The organism is Brachybacterium sp. UNK5269 (assembly GCF_049266655.1).
Taxonomy (GTDB): domain Bacteria; phylum Actinomycetota; class Actinomycetes; order Actinomycetales; family Dermabacteraceae; genus Brachybacterium.
Window position 1 is genome coordinate 546,850 of the sequence record NZ_CP184883.1, and the last position, 15,008, is coordinate 561,857.

The following is a 15,008-nucleotide window of genomic DNA, read 5'->3' on the forward strand; positions in this document are numbered from 1 at the left end:
GCGGCGCAAGAGGAGCGCGGCGTCCATGCCAGAACGTGAGGCGGCCGAGCGAGGTCAGGTAGCGGTTGCGACGGATGCGCCAGTTGTGAGCCGTAGCGCGGTGCCGTCCGGGTCCTAGCGCTACGGCTCCGGCCGGGCATCGGGCCTGCATTCCGGATCGGTGACGTTCTGCGCACGGAGACAGGCGCTGGGCGGTCTGGGAGAGGCGAGTGCGCAGCCTGTTGCCGCTGATACCTTCTCAGGGTGAGCACCGACGCCGTCCTCAAGACTCTGCGCGCCTTCATGGCCGACCGCGACTGGAACCAGTTCCACAGCCCGGAGAACCTCGCCAAGTCCGTGGCGATCGAATCCGGTGAATTGCTCGAGTGCTTCCAGTGGAACGCGGATGCGGAGCGCGACCGAGTGGCTGACGAACTGGCCGATGTGCTGACCTACGCCCTGCTCCTCGCTGACCGCCTGGGTCTTGACCCCGAGCAGATTGTCCTGGACAAGCTCGAGCGCACCAACCGCAAGTACCCGGTCGAGAAGGCGAAGGGGCGGAGCACGAAGTATGACCAGCTTTGACGTCGAGAGCGTCGCCTTCGACGACGACATACTGGCCTCGATGGAACGGCTTCATCCGCGCTTCAAGGACTGGCCCGTCGTCTACACGATCGACAACCAGCGCGACGTGTACGTCGGCGAATCACAGCATGTGGCCAAGCGAATGCGTCAGCACCGCGCGAACCCGGACAAGCAGAACCTCCGCCGCGTGCGCGTGATCGTCGACGAGCGCTTCAACAAGTCCGCCTGCCTCGACCTCGAGTCCACCCTCATCCGGTGGTTCTCCGGCGATGAGAAATTCATGGTCATGAACCGCAACGACGGCATCGTCAACCCGGACTACTACCGGCGCGACGAATACCGCGAGACGTTCGAGGACGTCTTCGAGGCGCTCCGTCAGGAGGGTCTCTTCTCGCGGACCATCCCCGAGATCGAGAACAGCGACCTCTTCAAGCTCTCTCCGTACAAGGCCCTGAACTCCGATCAGGCCGTCGCCGTTGAAGCGATCCTCGAAGGCCTGCGCGACGACCTCGAAGCAGACCGGAAGAGTCTGTCCGTAGTGCAGGGGGATCCCGGCACCGGGAAGACGATCGTCGGCATCTACCTCACGAAGCTGCTGCGCGACATCGCCGAGTACGAGCCGGCCGAGGATCTCGACCCCGACTCGATGTTCTCCGAGTTCTTCTTCGAAGGGACGCGCGAACACTTCCAGCACCTGCGGATCGGCCTCGTTGTCCCGCAGCAGTCACTGCGTGGCTCCATCGCCTCGGTCTTCAAGAAGACTCCCGCCTTGCAGAACACCCCGGTGTTGACGGCCTTCGACGTGGGCAAGTCCGTGGGGGAGTGGGACGTGCTGATCGTCGACGAGGCGCACCGACTCAACCAGTACTCCGCGCAGGCCATGGGAACCCAGACCAGGGACTTCCGCAGCATCACCGAATCCCTTTTCGGAAGCATGAATCCCGAGCTCAACCAGCTGGACTGGATCCGCAAGAAGGCGAAGCACACCGTGCTCCTGCTGGACACTGCGCAGAGCGTGCGACCGTCGGACATCGAGCCGGAGGTCTTCGAGACCGTCGTCGCGCGGGCGAGAACGGAGCATCGGCACTACCCGCTGCTGTCCCAGATGCGGGTCGCCGGCGGCAACGACTACATCGACTTCGTGCGCCGGTTCCTCTCGGATGACCCGCCCACGGAGGTGCCCGACTTCGGGGAGTACGACTTCCGGATCTTCGACCACTTCGGCGCGATGGTCGAAGCCATCGAGCAGCGGGAGCGTGAGGCAGGCCTGTCGCGGCTCGTCGCCGGATATGCCTGGAAGTGGGCCAGTCGGAAGGACAAGGCGGCCTACGACATTGAGATCGACGGGCTCAGGTTCCGGTGGAACCAGCGGCAGGTGGACTGGATCAACTCGCCCACCTCGGCGGAGGAGGTTGGTTCGATTCACACGGTGCAGGGGTATGACTTGAACTATGCGGGAGTGATCTTCGGGCAGGACCTGCAGCGCGACCCTCGGACCGGCGAGCTCTTCGCGGACAAGAGGAGCTACTTCGATCAGCGCGGAAAGAGCAATAATACGCTGAGGGATCGCCCCACCACTGTCGAGGACCTCGCGCGGTACATCCGCAACGTCTACTCAGTTCTGATGACCAGAGGGATCAAGGGAACGTATGTGTACGCCCCGCACCTGGTGGCTGCTGAGCACATGGGCACCATGGCTGCGGTAAACAGCCATGCATAGCCGCAGTCATGGGATACAGGGACGCGCCGGCACCAGGTTCCTCGGGCGTATGGCGGCCGTGGGCCCGATGCTGTTCCAACAGCAGTGGAAGTGAAGCCGCAAGCATGCCCCGCGCAGGCGTCGGGCAGATGGGGGTGTCGACTTTTAGCTGTGATGACCAGGGAGGTTGTCCTGCCGCGAGGCGGTGAGTCGGAGTGACAAGGGAAGGGGACTAATGCACGTTTAGGTGACTCATGATCTGTGGCGCTGAAGCGTGTCGCAGGGAAGGATGTGCACCATGGCCTGCTCCCTATCCCCAGGAATTCCGGGACGACGTCGTCCGCGTCGCGAGCAACCGTGAACCTGGCCAGAAGCTCTCGGTGATCGCGAAGGACTTCGGGATTTTCGAGTCGTATTCGACGAACTGGATGCGTCACGCTGATGTCGACGACGGGGCCCGGCCCGGGAAGACCCGGGAGGAATCGACAGAGCTACGCGATCTGCGGCGCCGGAACCGGCTGCTGGAGCAGGAGAACGAGGTCCTGCGCCGCGCTGCCTACCTGTCCCAGGCGAACCTGCCGGGAAAATGTTCTACCCGCTCGTGAGCGAGCTCGCCGGTGACGGGGTCCCCGTCGCGGTGTCCCTGCGGGTCCTGAAGCTCTCTCGCCAGCCCTACTACCGCTGGCGCAAGCAGCAGGTCACTGAGTCCGAGCTGGTCGAGGCTTATCGAGCCAATATCCTGCTGGATGCCCACCGGGACGATCCCGAGTTCGGGTATCGCTTCCTCGCAGGCGAAGCGGAGGCCGCTGGCCAGCCCATGTGTGCACGGACGGCGTGGCGGATCTGCCGAGACAACCGCTGGTGGTCCGTGTCCGGCAAGAAGCGCGGCAAGAACGGGAAACGGCCCGGTCCGCCGGTCCACGACGACCTCGTGCAACGGGACTTCACCGCCGATGACGTCAACGAGCTCTGGCTCACGGATATCACTGAGCACCCCACCGTTGAGGGCAAGCTCTGCCTCTGCGCCATCAAGGACGCTTTCTCAGACCGGATCGTCGGCTACTCCATGAGCGACCGGATGAAGGCCCGCCTGGCAGTGAACGCCCTGGATAGCGCGGTGCTCCGGCGCGGTGATATCGCTGGCTGCATCGTGCATTCGGACCGCGGATCGCAGTTTCGTTCCCGGAAGTTCGTCCACGCCCTGAACCGTCGCCACCTCATTGGCTCGATGGGACAGGTCGGCGCAGCCGGCGACAACGCGGCGATGGAGTCGTTCTTCGCGCTGCTGCAGAAGAACGTCCTGTACCGCAAGCAGTGGCGGACCCGAGAAGAGCTCCGGATCGCGGTCATCACCTGGATCGAACGGACCTACCACCGACGCCGGCGCCAAGCCCGCCTGGGCCGATTGACCCCCATCGAATACGAGACCATCATGAACCCGGCCGTCAGTCTCGCGGCCTAGCCCCAGCTGACACCTGATGGCGCATCAGTCCCGCCAGTAGTCAGGGACTTCTGGCACAGAACATTAAGGCGCGCCGTTATGGCACGAACCAACCTGCGGCGATCGTAGTCGGTGTGAATCCGCCGGGCGTGTGCCACCACCGACCGTTTATGGTTCAGCTGCTCAAGCGAAGATGCGGACTCGTCCGGAGAGCGCCGGGGCGGCGGTCCCTTTGCCTTACCACGCCCATCCGGTAGCTGCCCGAACGGTTCTGTCCGCCACCCTCTGCAGTGGGTGTTTCAGGTCGTACGTCTCCCAGAAGTCGCCGACGACCTTATAGTGCGGCCGAGCTCCTGGGCGAGAAGGCGCGCTTAGCTCACTCAAGCCATCCGGCTTAGCGATCGTCTTGTGGACGCCCCACCGTCGGTCGAAGGGATTCTCGCGCGTACAAAGGGCTCACTCGGTGATCTTACGGCTGCGCTCGACCCAGCGGGCGAGCAGGCTGAAGGCTACGAGCTGCTCGAGCGCTTCCTTCTCCGTTAGTTCGTAGTCGTCCTCGTGCGCGGCTAGATTGCGCGCCGAGGCAAACAGTCCTTCAGCGAGAGCCATCGCTCCGCGGTGCACGTTCCTGTAAGTCTGACTACCGTCATCTTCCCACAACCGCAGCCGTGGCCTGCCCTCCGCTGGAAGAGCGGTCGAGAACGCCTGTTTGAAAAGATCGGTATCCGCGACATCCTTGCGGTCGACCTTCTGCTGCGTCTTAGCGTTGACCCGGCGCGCTGCCGCGCCTACGGCCTCGGCGAAAAAGGCACCGCTCCACAACTGTCGGGCAGCGTCCCAAACCCATGGGTGCAGCAAGCTGGCAGGAGATCCTGTCGGAGCCTCACCTAGCCTGGCTTGAATTTCGGGGTGGAGGTCCAGGGCAGCGATCGCGCGCAAAGCGGCGTCCCGGTGCTGTTGCCAGCGGCCTCCCAGATCCTCGGGTACATCCTTGCGCCAGGTCGGCGTGACCTGCTCGAGGATTCGTTCGATGAGCACGGTTGCTGAAACGATCTCGTCGAGGGGAGCCTTCATGCGGCGGCTGTCGCGGCCGTTACGGGAGATGCTTCTCGTAGACGGTGGCTCAACAAGGCTAGTCATGTCGATAAAGCGTTCGAGGTGCGACCGCACCCAGCCGTCATCGGGTTGCCTCGCTACAGCCGCGCCATGAGGATCATCATTTTGTCGCGTCTGTTGGCTGGCCGGGGGAGCTGCCGAAAGCCTCGAAGGCCGGGGTGGACCCCACAAGGCAGGTGGCCACCCCGGCTCAGGAACCTGCTCATAGCCGAGGTTGAGCAGACGCCACCTGCCGGCGCTGTGGCGCATCACCAGAGGGACAGTCTCTTGGGACTCACCAGGCTGCCAGACCCCGTTGGCCGGTATATTGCGCAGCACGTAGAGCACCTCCGTGCTGCTGTCAATCACGCGCTCAGCGGCACCGATTCCCCAAGTGTCCGGATGCAAGGGCATAGCCGCGCGGAAGTCACGTAGCACGACTCGCTCAAATTGCTCCCACAGCGGGTGAGCCCCGGCTTGTCGGACGAACGCGTCAGCTACCTCTTCCCGGCTGTACCCTTCGGCCTCGAGCGCGGCCTCATTCGCGCTAATCCACCACTGTGCCCAGCAGAGCCGTAGTTGCGGGTCGACCATCGGCCAGGCGCTGATCAAGTCCGCCTGCTCGTAGAACGGCTCGAGGAACGCCCATGCTGCTCTGGTGACGGGCAGGCGAGCCGCGAGTTGGTCGATCTCGTCGGTCGTGGGTCCATCGAGGTTCGGTGCGTTGTCGGACGAGTTCACCAGGCGATTATCGCACCAGTCCTTGGCTCATTACCGACCTTGTGAAGCCCCAAGTCAAGGACGCATGAAGTCCGACCTTCGCTTCTCATCCACGTTCACGTGGAACAACATCCCTCCGCCAGCATTCACCGACGGCAAGCACGCATCCATCGTCGAGGCAGGGCGCGGCGTGCTAGCAGCAAGGCCACTCCGGCCTGAGCGGACGCTCGCGCAGGCGTACCCGCAGATCAGGGACGACAATCGCGTAAAGCTCATCAGAAGCTGTGTCGAGTCGTCGACCGCATCCTCGGCGCGCCCCGGCTACTTACATCCCAGCGACAGCGGCTTGAGTATCAGCTCGCCAGCTATGCCCGGACGACTGCCGAGGAACGGACCTCGGCGTAGTCGGCTTTATGCGCCTGACGCGGTAGCAACGCCGCTGCAGTCATCGTGCACTTGGTGACAGGTGCGTCAGGAGTCCTCGTCTCGTGCTCTTAAGGCCATATTCCGACGTGCGCGTGTCGGCGACCAGCCGTATCGTGGGGGCATGGCATACAGGCTCTTCGCAGCTGAGGGGGTAGGTGTGGAACGCGGGGTGGGCGCGTCGGTGCCGGGATAGACGTCGAGGTCTCCCGAAGATGGAAGTTCTGACGCTCACCATCTGGAAGACCTCGACATGCTCAACGCTACCTTCGATGACCCCGACCTGACGACCTTCGCCCGCCTCGAGGAGCTTGGCCTGGTCGTGGTCGGCCAGAGGCTCACTGCCGCGCGGGCGGTGCTGGAGTGTCGGCTCGCCGAGGAGGATCCGTGGTGCCGGGCCTGCGGAGCACGGTCGACCTCGCGGGGCTCTGTCGCCAGGTCTCTGGCGCATGAGCCGTTCGGTCACAGGCCCACGACATTGCTGGTGCGGATTCGCCGCTATCGGTGTGACCATTGCGGATGCCACTGGCGCGAAGACACCACCGCGGCGGCCGCAGAGCGGGCGAAGCTCTCCCGAGGCGGGATCCGGTGGGCGCTGGAAGCCCTGGTCATCGACCACCTCTCAATGGCGCGGGTCGCCGCCGGGCTGGGCGTGGCCTGGCATACCGCTAACGACGCCGTTCTCGCCGAGGGGAAGCGGCTGCTGATCGATGACCCGGCCCGCTTCGACGGAGTCCGCGTGATCGGCGTCGATGAACACGTATGGCGCCACACCCGCCGCGGCGACAAGTACGTCACCGTGATCATCGACCTCACCCCCACCAGGGACAAGACCGGGCCCGCTCGGTTGCTGGACATGGTCGAGGGCCGTTCCAAGGCGGCGTTCAAGGCCTGGCTGGAGGCCCGCCCCGAGGCGTGGAAGAACTGCATCGAGGTCGTCGCGATGGATGGGTTCACGGGGTTCAAGACGGCCACCAGCGAGGTCCTCCCCGGAGCGGTCGCAGTCATGGATCCCTTCCATGTCGTCCGCCTGGCCGGAGACGCTCTGGACGACTGCCGGCGCCGGATCCAGCAGAAGCTCCACAAGCGTCGCGGCCGCAAAGACGACCCTCTCTACAAGTCCCGCCGCACCCTCCACACCGGGACCAAGCTGTTGACCGAGCGGCAATGCGAGCGCCTCAGCAGCTTGTTCAGCAGCGAGAAGCATGCTGCGGTCGAGGCGACCTGGGAGATCTACCAGGCCATGATCGCTGCCTATCGAGAACCCGACCGGACCAGAGCCAGAATGATGATGGAGAAGGTCATCGCGGCCCTCAGAGCGAAGGTCCCAGACAACCTCGTCGAGCTGGGAAAGCTCGGCCGGACGCTGACCGGACGCGCCGACGACATTTTGGCGTTCTTCGATCGCCCAGGCACCAGCAACGGGCCCACCGAGGCGATCAACGGCCGGCTTGAGCACCTCCGCGGTTCGGCCCTCGGCTTCCGGAATCTCACCAACTACATCGCCCGCAGCCTCCTCGAATCAGGCGGCTTCAGACCCCGGCTACACCCGCAAATGCGATGAGCCGGCATACACAGCTCACGTACTGCGCGTGATGATCGCTTCCCCGTCCGATATTGGCGACGCTCGCGACGCAGTTGAAGCAGCAATTCACGGGTGGAATGGAGCCAACGCTCGCACTAAGGAGGTAATTCTTCAGCCCTGGAGGTGGGAGACAGCGGCCGTGCCCACACTCGGCAGCCATCCACAGTCGCTGATTAACGCTCAAGGCGTCGATGAGTCCGACATCGTCTTCGCGCTTTTCGGGAGTCGTCTCGGGGCGCCAACGCCGGATGCAGTGTCGGGGACTGTTGAAGAGATCGAGCGCGCGATAGAACAGGGGAAGCCCGTCCATCTTTACTTCTCTAGCTCGCCTTTGCCCAATGATGTTGACATAGAGCAGCTCGAAGGGCTGCGAGCATTTAAGAGTCAGATCAGGGAGCGGGGCTTATTCGGCGAATTCGCGAATAGTTCTCAACTCGAACATGAGGTGTGGAAAGCTGTCGAATTTGACATCTCCCAGATGGCTCTCGATGCCCCAATTCAGCGGCGTCGCGACGGGGGCGTGCACTTTAATGTGCAGCCGAAGCAGGAGCGGGAAATACGAGACTATGACAGTAAGGGTAGGCCGCGATATAGGACGCGACATTGGGTTGAGGTTACGAACGTTGGCGACCGCGATGCAGAGGGCGTCATCTTTGAGCCTGCACGCGAGGATGCTGGGATGTTTTTGAGCCGTGGCGATTTGCCAACGATTGTGCATAAAGGGCAAACGCGACGCTTCGACGTGGAATACGCAATGGACGGTGACGGCGAAGACGTTCTCCTCATTCGCTGGAGCGAGGACGGCGAGGAGAAGCAGCAGGAGTTCCATATTGGGTGACAATCCAACTATTCCGCATTGCGGACAAGGAGTCCGCCGTTAGCCATGCTGGTTACAGCCAGCTTTAGTTGGGAAGGAAAGTGGCAGGCTTGGGAAATAACGTGCTTGTCGTCGGTGAGCCCCGGCTCGGCTGGTTGGTCGACGGTGTCGCGGAAACGCCACCGATATCGGTTCTGTTGCGGGACACCGGAAATGATGTGGAGCTGACGGTGCCATTGGGCCCGCTCGGCGCTCGCAAGGGCGCGTATGAGGGATGGTTTGACTCGGCGGCCGCGCCTACCGGCGGGCCGGTTCAGCAAGATATATACCCGCGCATCCCTCGTCAGCTCCTCGTCGAAGACGTTCACGGCGCGGTCGTTCTTGTCGGTTGCAGCTTCGGATCAGTTCGCCAGAGCTTTCATGCAGGCCAGGGCAAGATTATCGCGAACTTCGCGGTGCTCGGGGCGCGACGGCTCGACTACGGGCAGATCGACGGCATGCGCATGGAGGTACCGGCGCTAGCTAGGTGGATGCGCTTTCGAGGCAGCGAATGGGTCGTTCAACGCCATCGGGATGGGCGCGTTAAGAGCGCGAGCATCGAACTTCCTGAAAGCGAGACTACGGTGCTGTCTGAGGCCCTTGAGCTATCGGCTGTAACGACGTGGCGTACGGCGAGGCCTGAGGCAGGGAAGTTTTTCGTACGCGAACAAGTGTTGGTGGAAACTAGGCGAGCTTCTGCGGTTTCGTGGGACGAACATCTTGCGGCGCACGACGCACTCCTCGACCTTATATCTCTCTCGGCTTGGCGGCCGTTTGGAATCGCAAGGCTCCAGGTTCGTCGCGAAGATGACGTGGTGGCACCGGACGGTCGTGCTCGCTGGCTTGATGTCGTGACGCACTGGCTGCCTGAACATGAGGCATGGGCGTCGGATCCGAAATTCTTATTCCACTTCGCGCAGATCGATGTCGACGGGGTGGCACGTTGGTGCCAGCTGCGCACTGATTATGCCGACGCCGTTGGCCCGATGATGTCGGTGTTGCGATCAGCGCACCAATGGAGTCATGCCTCTGTGGTCCAGTCTGGAGTTGCTCTGGAAAACCTTGGCTATCTTATTGAAGTCAAGAAGAATGAGGGGCGACGCCTTAATGCGAGAGGCCAGATATCATTCCGCGGGGCACTCGGCGCGATCATAGAGGATATGGAAGACGTTCCGCTCGAGGATGTCGATAGGTGGAAAATGCGGGCAATCGAATGCTATATGGGGGCGAAACACCCCGACCGGGCTACACCCGATGCTGCAGTGATGGGAGAAACGCTGCGCGAGAACCTTCTGGTCGTTCGCTACTGGGTTGCACTGCAGGTCGGTGCCTCGCCGGAGTCCTTGAGGAGTGCTCTGGCCACGGATCTCCTGCGTCCCTGATGGCACAAGGGCGCAGGCCAAGAGCCGTCCTGATCTACGCGCGGTTGGGCGGGTCGATTCACGATTAGATATTAGCATTGCCTGCCGATTCATGATGCCCTTACCACCTCAGCCCTGTGTCTGGTAGGCGGCGCAACCCGCCGTCATTCAAAGATGAGGTCGGTTCCATTTTCCCACGCAGCGTGCACATAGCTCGTGAAAGCGCCGACTAACGAATTGGAATAGTGACACTCTCTGCCCGATGGCGCGGTGCGGAAATGCCTGCGAGCGGCACTGTTGGCGTCTCCCAGGCCCTTCAGTTCTTGATGCCCTGTGGCGTCAGAACTTCGTGTCGTTGCTGTACAGGAGCGCGACCATCGCATCACGCTTGACGAGCTGACAGGCCCGCGGCCACCGGACTGCTCGACGCGAGCACCCGCCACTGGTCGCCGGCGATCTCCCGCGCCGCGGGGATCGACGAGGCGCTGCTGCCGCATCTGACCGCCGGGGCCGGCGAGATCGTCGGGTGCACCGGAGAGAGCGCCCAGGAGCTGATCGGCCAGCCGGCAGGCGTGCCGATCGTGCTCGCTCCCGGCGATGCCGGCGCCGCCACGCTCGGCATCACGGGGCTCCAGCCAGGCCGGTACCACGCTTCGCTCGGCACCAGCGGCTGGATCGCGAGCGTCCGGCCCGCCCAGCAGACCGCGGCGCCCGATGGGGCCTCGCACCGGCTCGCGCTGGCCGGCGGCACCGAGCTGCACATTTCCGCCGTCCTCGCGGCCGGGGCGGCCGCCGCCTGGGCCCGGGATGCCTACCTCGGTGGCGCGGAGGCCGAAAGCGCCGACCAGGTGCTCGAAGCCCGTGAGCGCGAGCACGGACGCGGACCGACGGGGCTGCTGGTCCTGCCCTCGCTCGGCGGGGAACGGTTCCCGGTCCGGGACGACACCCTGCGCGGCGCCGTGCTCGGCATCGACGCCTCCACCGGTCCGGCGGACCTCTACGCCGCCACCCTCGAGGGCGTCGCCCTCGCGCTCTCCCATGCGCTCGATCCCGCCGACGCGGGACGGGTGCTGCCCGTTGTCGGCGGGGGAGCGGCCTCCGCCTCGTGGCGGCGGATCTTCGCTGATGTCACGGGCCGTCCGGTGCTCCTGGCCGAGGGCACCGACGCGACGCTGCTCGGCGCCGCGCTCGCCGGCGCCGAGGCGCTGAGTCTGGACCACCGCATCGTCCCGCTCGCCGAGCAGGGCGGCGAGGTCACCGAGCCGGACGTGTCGGCCGCTGCGGCCTATGCCGCGCTGCGACCGACGCACCGGAGGCTGTACGAGATGGTGGCGGCGATGGCGCCGGAACGGAGACGATTACGGCAGGCCATGTGAACCGAGGGTCGCGTCGCGCCGTTCCCGCACACCTGGTCTTCCTCGCCGCCCATGATCAGCACCTGCGCCCTGAACGACTGCGCGCGAAGGTGGAGGCCGAGCAGGTCCTCGTCATCGAGGAGTTCGACCAGTTGCTCGGATGGCTGCAGGGAGAGCCGCACAGAGCAACTCCTCAGACATGCCCGAGACTGTCCGCGAGCTGCAGCTCGCCTCCGTAGGTCTCGTGGACGATCTCCATGCTGCCCGGTGTCTCCATCAGCTGGGAGATCACGTCGATCGAGCGGCGGGCGACGACCTCCACCGGCAGTCGCAGGCTGGCCAGATCCATGTAGGGCAGCCCGTGCAGGACACCGTCACAGCCGATGACGGAGACGTCGCGAGGCACGCGGATGCCGATGCGGCGGGCGTGAGTGACGAAGTCGAGCATCCACAGATCGTTGGAGAACATCACCGCGCTGACCTTCCCGGCGCGGACCAGATCGATCATCGTGGCGGTGATCTCGCTGAGCGGGGCGAAGCGCCGGGTATCGATCTTCGTCACCTCGCAGCCGAGCTCGCGCAGCACGGCGGCCGAGGTGTCCCCGCGGAGATTCTCGGCGAGGGAGTTCTCGGTGCTCGTGCTCATGACGGCGACCCTGCGGTGGCCGTGCTCGTAGACCGCTCGGGCGAGCTGCGTGGCGTTGTCGACCTCGTCGTAGCTGACGCCGTACACCTCGGGGTCGTTCTCGGGCCGGCCGACGGACACCACGGGCAGCACCGAGGTGAACTGCTTGATGTCGGAGGTCCTGACCACGCCGGTGGCCACCAGCAGGCCGCCCACGCGCATCCCGAGCAGGCGCCGCAGGGCAGCCATCTCCTGCGGGGCGCCGCGGTGGTGGGTCGGCATCGCCGTGATGATCTCGAGCCCTGCCTCCTCGGCCCACCTCTGGACCTCGGCGTGGAGCAGTCCGTACGTGGGGTTGCGGGAGTCGCGGATCAGCAGACCGATCGAGCGGGTCCGGCCCGCAGCGAGCTGCTGTGCTCCCGACGAGGGAACATAGCCGAGCTCCTGGATCGCCGCCAGCACCCGGTCGCGTCGCTCCGGTGCCACGTCGACGCTTCCGGAGAGCACCCGCGAGACCGTGGCCCGCGAGACCCCCGCCTCGCGAGCCACATCCGCCATCGTGACAGCCTGCAGACGGTTCGACGCAGACGCTCTTCTAGGGGGCATGCGCCCGTTCCTACCACACCGGAGGGCGGCTCATCCCGCTGTGCGCAGCCCCTGCTGCACGAGGTAGTCGCGCAGCAGATGCGGCCAGTCGGTCTGGATCGCCGTCGCGCCGCTGCGGACGAGGGGCCCCCAGCCGGCGTCGGGACCATCCAGGATCGCCGCTTCGTCGTCATGCCCCAGGTAGAGGCGGGCACCGTTCTCGAGGTTCAGCGCGTTGACCTGGACCAGCGGGAACTCCTCGGCGAGGGCGGCGACCGCGGCGGGTTCCGCGTACGGGTCGGCAGGCGTTGAGGCGAGCACCTCTGCGCCGACGAGGTTCACCCCCTCAACTCGGCGCACCTCCGCGAACTGCTCAGGCGTCGTCACGATCGGGTAGTAGAGGAAGGGCGTGTCATGGGCGGCCAGCGCGGCCAGTGCCGCAGCCTCCGGAGGGGACTTCAGCAGGACGCGCCGAGCGGCTCCGTGCTCGGTGAGCAGATCGAGCAGCTCGGGCCAGTAGAACCACGAGCGGTCGATGTTCAACCAGGTATCGGGCAGCGCCTCGAGGAGATCGGTCAACCGGGCCGGCCGCAGCGTCCCTCGTTCGCCCTGCCACTGGAAGCTGCGCTCGTCGATCTCCGCCGAGGCCAGGGTCCGCAGATCGGTGCCCGACAGGAAGTGCTTCTCCTCGTAGCCGTTGTGGAACAGGTAGTACACCCCATCGAGGGAGCGGATCACGTCCACCTCGACGACGTCGGTGCCGCTGCGCTGCGCGGCGATCGCGGCCCGGACGGTGTTGTCCGGGAAGCTGCCGAGGGTCGTCCCCCGGTGGGTGATGATGAGGGGACCGCCGGCGCGGTCGAACAGGTTCGCGAGCTCGGCGCGCAGCTCTTCGGCGGTGAGGGTGGACGGTGCAGCGGTCATCAGTGAGGTCCTCGGGTCAGGAGTGGGCAGGCGTGGTCAGACCTGGTCAGCGGGATTGATCGGGGCGGCTTCGCGCGGTTTCCGTCGCGGGGCGAGCACGCGGAGTATTCGTCCTGCTCCTCCGCCGTAGATCAGCCACAGGGTGATCGAGGCGATGACCATGAGGATCACTGAGTAGACGAAGACGAGCGCCGTCGCGTCGGCGTTGGTCTCCCCACGGGTCGCATTGCGGATGAAGATGCCCAGGGGCTGGTAGAAGGGATGGGCGAGGAACACCGCGGTGTCGTAGTCGTCGAGCATGCTGTTGAAGTTCAGCGCCGTGACCGCTGCCGCCGTCGGCAGCACCAGCGGCAGGATCACACGACGGAAGGTGTAGAACTGGCTCGCCCCGAGGAGGGCGGCTGCTTCCTCCACGTTCTTGTTGATTCCTGCGAACCCCGCCTTCACCAGCCTCAGGGTGAAGGGGATCTTCCCCACCACGTAGGCGATCAGCAGGATCACGATGCTGCCGGACAGGACGCGGCCCCCGACCACCCACTGGGGACTGGAGAACAGCAGGAGCAGGCCGAGGGCCAGCATCGTGCCCGGCATGACCCACGGGATATGCAGCACGTATTCGACGACGGCACTCATTCGCGATCGCTCGTACTTGGTGATCACCCGCACCACGAAGAGCAGCCCGACGATGACGATCGCGGCGGCGAGCGCCGAGTATCCGATCGAGACCAGAAACGGCCAGCGGGCCATCGGATCCACCAGTGCCTGCGTGTAGTACTCGAGGGTGAAGCTGTCCGCACGCAGCGTCCCCGTGTTGATCGATCGGGCGTCGGTGAAGGAGAAGACCACGATCAGCAGGGGCGGCAGCGCGTAGACGACCAGCAGCGCGTAGGCCACTACGTGCACGGCGACGTTGGCGAAGCGGTTCTCGATCTTCTGCGGCTCGAGGGCCGAGGCGACCTTCGCGACCGAGAAGTAGGTGCCGCCGCGCTCGAGACGGTTCATGACGAGGAGCGTCGTCATGGTGAAGAGCGCCAGGATGATCGCCAGCGCCGCCGCGAGATCCCGCGAACCGGGGGAGTTCGCGAAGGTGAGCATCATCGGGGCGATGGTCTGGAATCCTCGACCCCCGACCACGTCCGGCACCGCGAGCGCGCCGAGCCCTCCGAGGAAGACAAGGATGGTGACGGCGAAGATCGTCGGCACCAGGGTGGGCAGCACCACGCGTCGCAGCACGGTCCACTGGGAGGCGCCCATCTGCCGCGCAGCCTCGACAGTCTGCTGGTCGACCCGGGCCATCGCCGCGTTGAGGAACAGCAGATGGTTGCCGGTCGAGGCGATGGTCATCACGAACACCACGGCGGGGTAGCCGATGAACCAGTCCGCGGGCACGAAGGGGAACACGGTCGTCAGCAGGCGGGTGAGGATCCCGTTGCTTCCGTAGACGAAATTGTAGCCGGCCACCATGACGATACCGCCGTAGATGAGGCTGGTCGCGTAGCCGAGCCACAGGATGCGCCGGCCCCAGAGCTTGAAGTAGCGGGTGGCCAGCACGATGAACACGCCGACCAGGTTCACCGTCACGGAGAGAGTGAGCGCGAGGACCACGCTGTTGCGCAGCGAGCTCATCGCCCGCTCGGAGCCGACGAGTCGGCCCCAGGCCCGGGTCGAAGCCTGACCGTCGACCACGAACACCTCGGTCAGCAGCTCGACGTTCGGCAGCACCAGGAACGCAAGCGCGACCCAGCCGGTGGCCAGCAGAGTGATCAGTGCCATCG

11 protein-coding genes and 1 pseudogene are annotated in these 15,008 nt (G+C 64.9%); 8 read left to right on the forward strand and 4 right to left on the reverse strand.

Annotated elements, in window-relative coordinates:
- The first annotated feature begins 243 nt into the window (after positions 1–243).
- From ACOJUI_RS02490 to ACOJUI_RS02500, 3 genes are all read left to right on the forward strand, one after another.
- Positions 244–564: a nucleotide pyrophosphohydrolase gene (locus ACOJUI_RS02490; protein ID WP_422116531.1), complete on the forward strand. Its 321-nt coding sequence runs from the start codon at positions 244–246 to the stop codon at positions 562–564.
- The gene (locus tag ACOJUI_RS02495) at positions 551–2,284 is read left to right on the forward strand and encodes a DNA/RNA helicase domain-containing protein (RefSeq protein ID WP_422116532.1); all 1,734 of its coding nucleotides are present in this window, start codon (positions 551–553) and stop codon (positions 2,282–2,284) included. The genes ACOJUI_RS02490 and ACOJUI_RS02495 overlap by 14 nt, the downstream gene beginning before the upstream one ends.
- A gap of 233 nt (positions 2,285–2,517) precedes the next feature.
- Positions 2,518–3,725 (forward strand): IS3 family transposase gene (locus tag ACOJUI_RS02500; RefSeq protein WP_422116533.1). Its coding sequence is split into 2 segments (ribosomal slippage): positions 2,518–2,844 and positions 2,847–3,725, totalling 1,206 coding nucleotides; the frame shifts between segments, so codons are not numbered across the junction.
- Between the two features lie 435 nt (positions 3,726–4,160).
- Here ACOJUI_RS02500 and ACOJUI_RS02505 read toward each other — a convergent pair.
- Complete coding sequence (locus tag ACOJUI_RS02505) at positions 4,161–5,540, reverse strand: TIGR02391 family protein (protein ID WP_422116534.1); 1,380 nt, start codon at positions 5,538–5,540, stop codon at positions 4,161–4,163.
- 655 nt (positions 5,541–6,195) lie between these two features.
- Here ACOJUI_RS02505 and ACOJUI_RS02510 point away from each other — a divergent pair.
- The 5 genes and pseudogenes from ACOJUI_RS02510 to ACOJUI_RS02530 all read left to right on the forward strand — a co-directional run bounded on the left by ACOJUI_RS02510 (position 6,196) and on the right by ACOJUI_RS02530 (position 11,120).
- The gene (locus ACOJUI_RS02510; RefSeq protein ID WP_422114637.1) at positions 6,196–7,506 is read left to right on the forward strand and encodes an ISL3 family transposase; all 1,311 of its coding nucleotides are present in this window, start codon (positions 6,196–6,198) and stop codon (positions 7,504–7,506) included.
- Between the two features lie 31 nt (positions 7,507–7,537).
- Positions 7,538–8,365 (forward strand): DUF4062 domain-containing protein, encoded by an 828-nt coding sequence (locus tag ACOJUI_RS02515; protein ID WP_422117599.1) that lies wholly within the window; start codon positions 7,538–7,540, stop codon positions 8,363–8,365.
- 80 nt (positions 8,366–8,445) lie between these two features.
- The gene (locus ACOJUI_RS02520) at positions 8,446–9,765 is read left to right on the forward strand and encodes a hypothetical protein (protein WP_422116535.1); all 1,320 of its coding nucleotides are present in this window, start codon (positions 8,446–8,448) and stop codon (positions 9,763–9,765) included.
- Positions 9,766–10,199: 434 nt separating this feature from the next.
- Positions 10,200–10,304, forward strand: a pseudogene (locus tag ACOJUI_RS02525) (hypothetical protein); the annotation flags it as partial.
- Between the two features lie 12 nt (positions 10,305–10,316).
- Positions 10,317–11,120, forward strand: a complete 804-nt coding sequence (locus ACOJUI_RS02530) for an FGGY-family carbohydrate kinase (RefSeq protein WP_422116536.1) — start codon at positions 10,317–10,319, stop codon at positions 11,118–11,120.
- A 172-nt stretch (positions 11,121–11,292) separates the two neighbouring features.
- On the opposite strand, the gene ACOJUI_RS02535 is transcribed toward ACOJUI_RS02530, so the two are convergent.
- The 3 genes from ACOJUI_RS02535 to ACOJUI_RS02545 all read right to left on the reverse strand — a co-directional run bounded on the left by ACOJUI_RS02535 (position 11,293) and on the right by ACOJUI_RS02545 (position 15,006).
- Positions 11,293–12,282 (reverse strand): LacI family DNA-binding transcriptional regulator, encoded by a 990-nt coding sequence (locus ACOJUI_RS02535; RefSeq protein WP_422116537.1) that lies wholly within the window; start codon positions 12,280–12,282, stop codon positions 11,293–11,295.
- Positions 12,283–12,360: 78 nt separating this feature from the next.
- Positions 12,361–13,233, reverse strand: a complete 873-nt coding sequence (locus ACOJUI_RS02540; protein ID WP_422116538.1) for a glycerophosphodiester phosphodiesterase family protein — start codon at positions 13,231–13,233, stop codon at positions 12,361–12,363.
- A gap of 36 nt (positions 13,234–13,269) precedes the next feature.
- On the reverse strand, positions 13,270–15,006 hold the full coding sequence (locus ACOJUI_RS02545; RefSeq protein ID WP_422116539.1) for an ABC transporter permease: 1,737 nt from the start codon (positions 15,004–15,006) through the stop codon (positions 13,270–13,272).
- Between the last annotated feature and the right edge of the window lie 2 nt (positions 15,007–15,008).

Excerpts from the sequence above, each read along its gene's own strand:
- ACOJUI_RS02535 (WP_422116537.1), bottom strand. The coding sequence starts at position 12,282 with ATGGCGGATGTGGCTCGCGAGGCGGGGGTCTCGCGGGCCACGGTCTCG.
- ACOJUI_RS02495 (WP_422116532.1), top strand. The coding sequence starts at position 551 with ATGACCAGCTTTGACGTCGAGAGCGTCGCCTTCGACGACGACATACTG.
- ACOJUI_RS02540 (WP_422116538.1), bottom strand. The coding sequence starts at position 13,233 with ATGACCGCTGCACCGTCCACCCTCACCGCCGAAGAGCTGCGCGCCGAG.
- ACOJUI_RS02545 (WP_422116539.1), bottom strand. The coding sequence starts at position 15,006 with ATGGCACTGATCACTCTGCTGGCCACCGGCTGGGTCGCGCTTGCGTTC.
- ACOJUI_RS02515 (WP_422117599.1), top strand. The coding sequence starts at position 7,538 with ATGATCGCTTCCCCGTCCGATATTGGCGACGCTCGCGACGCAGTTGAA.
- ACOJUI_RS02510 (WP_422114637.1), top strand. The coding sequence starts at position 6,196 with ATGCTCAACGCTACCTTCGATGACCCCGACCTGACGACCTTCGCCCGC.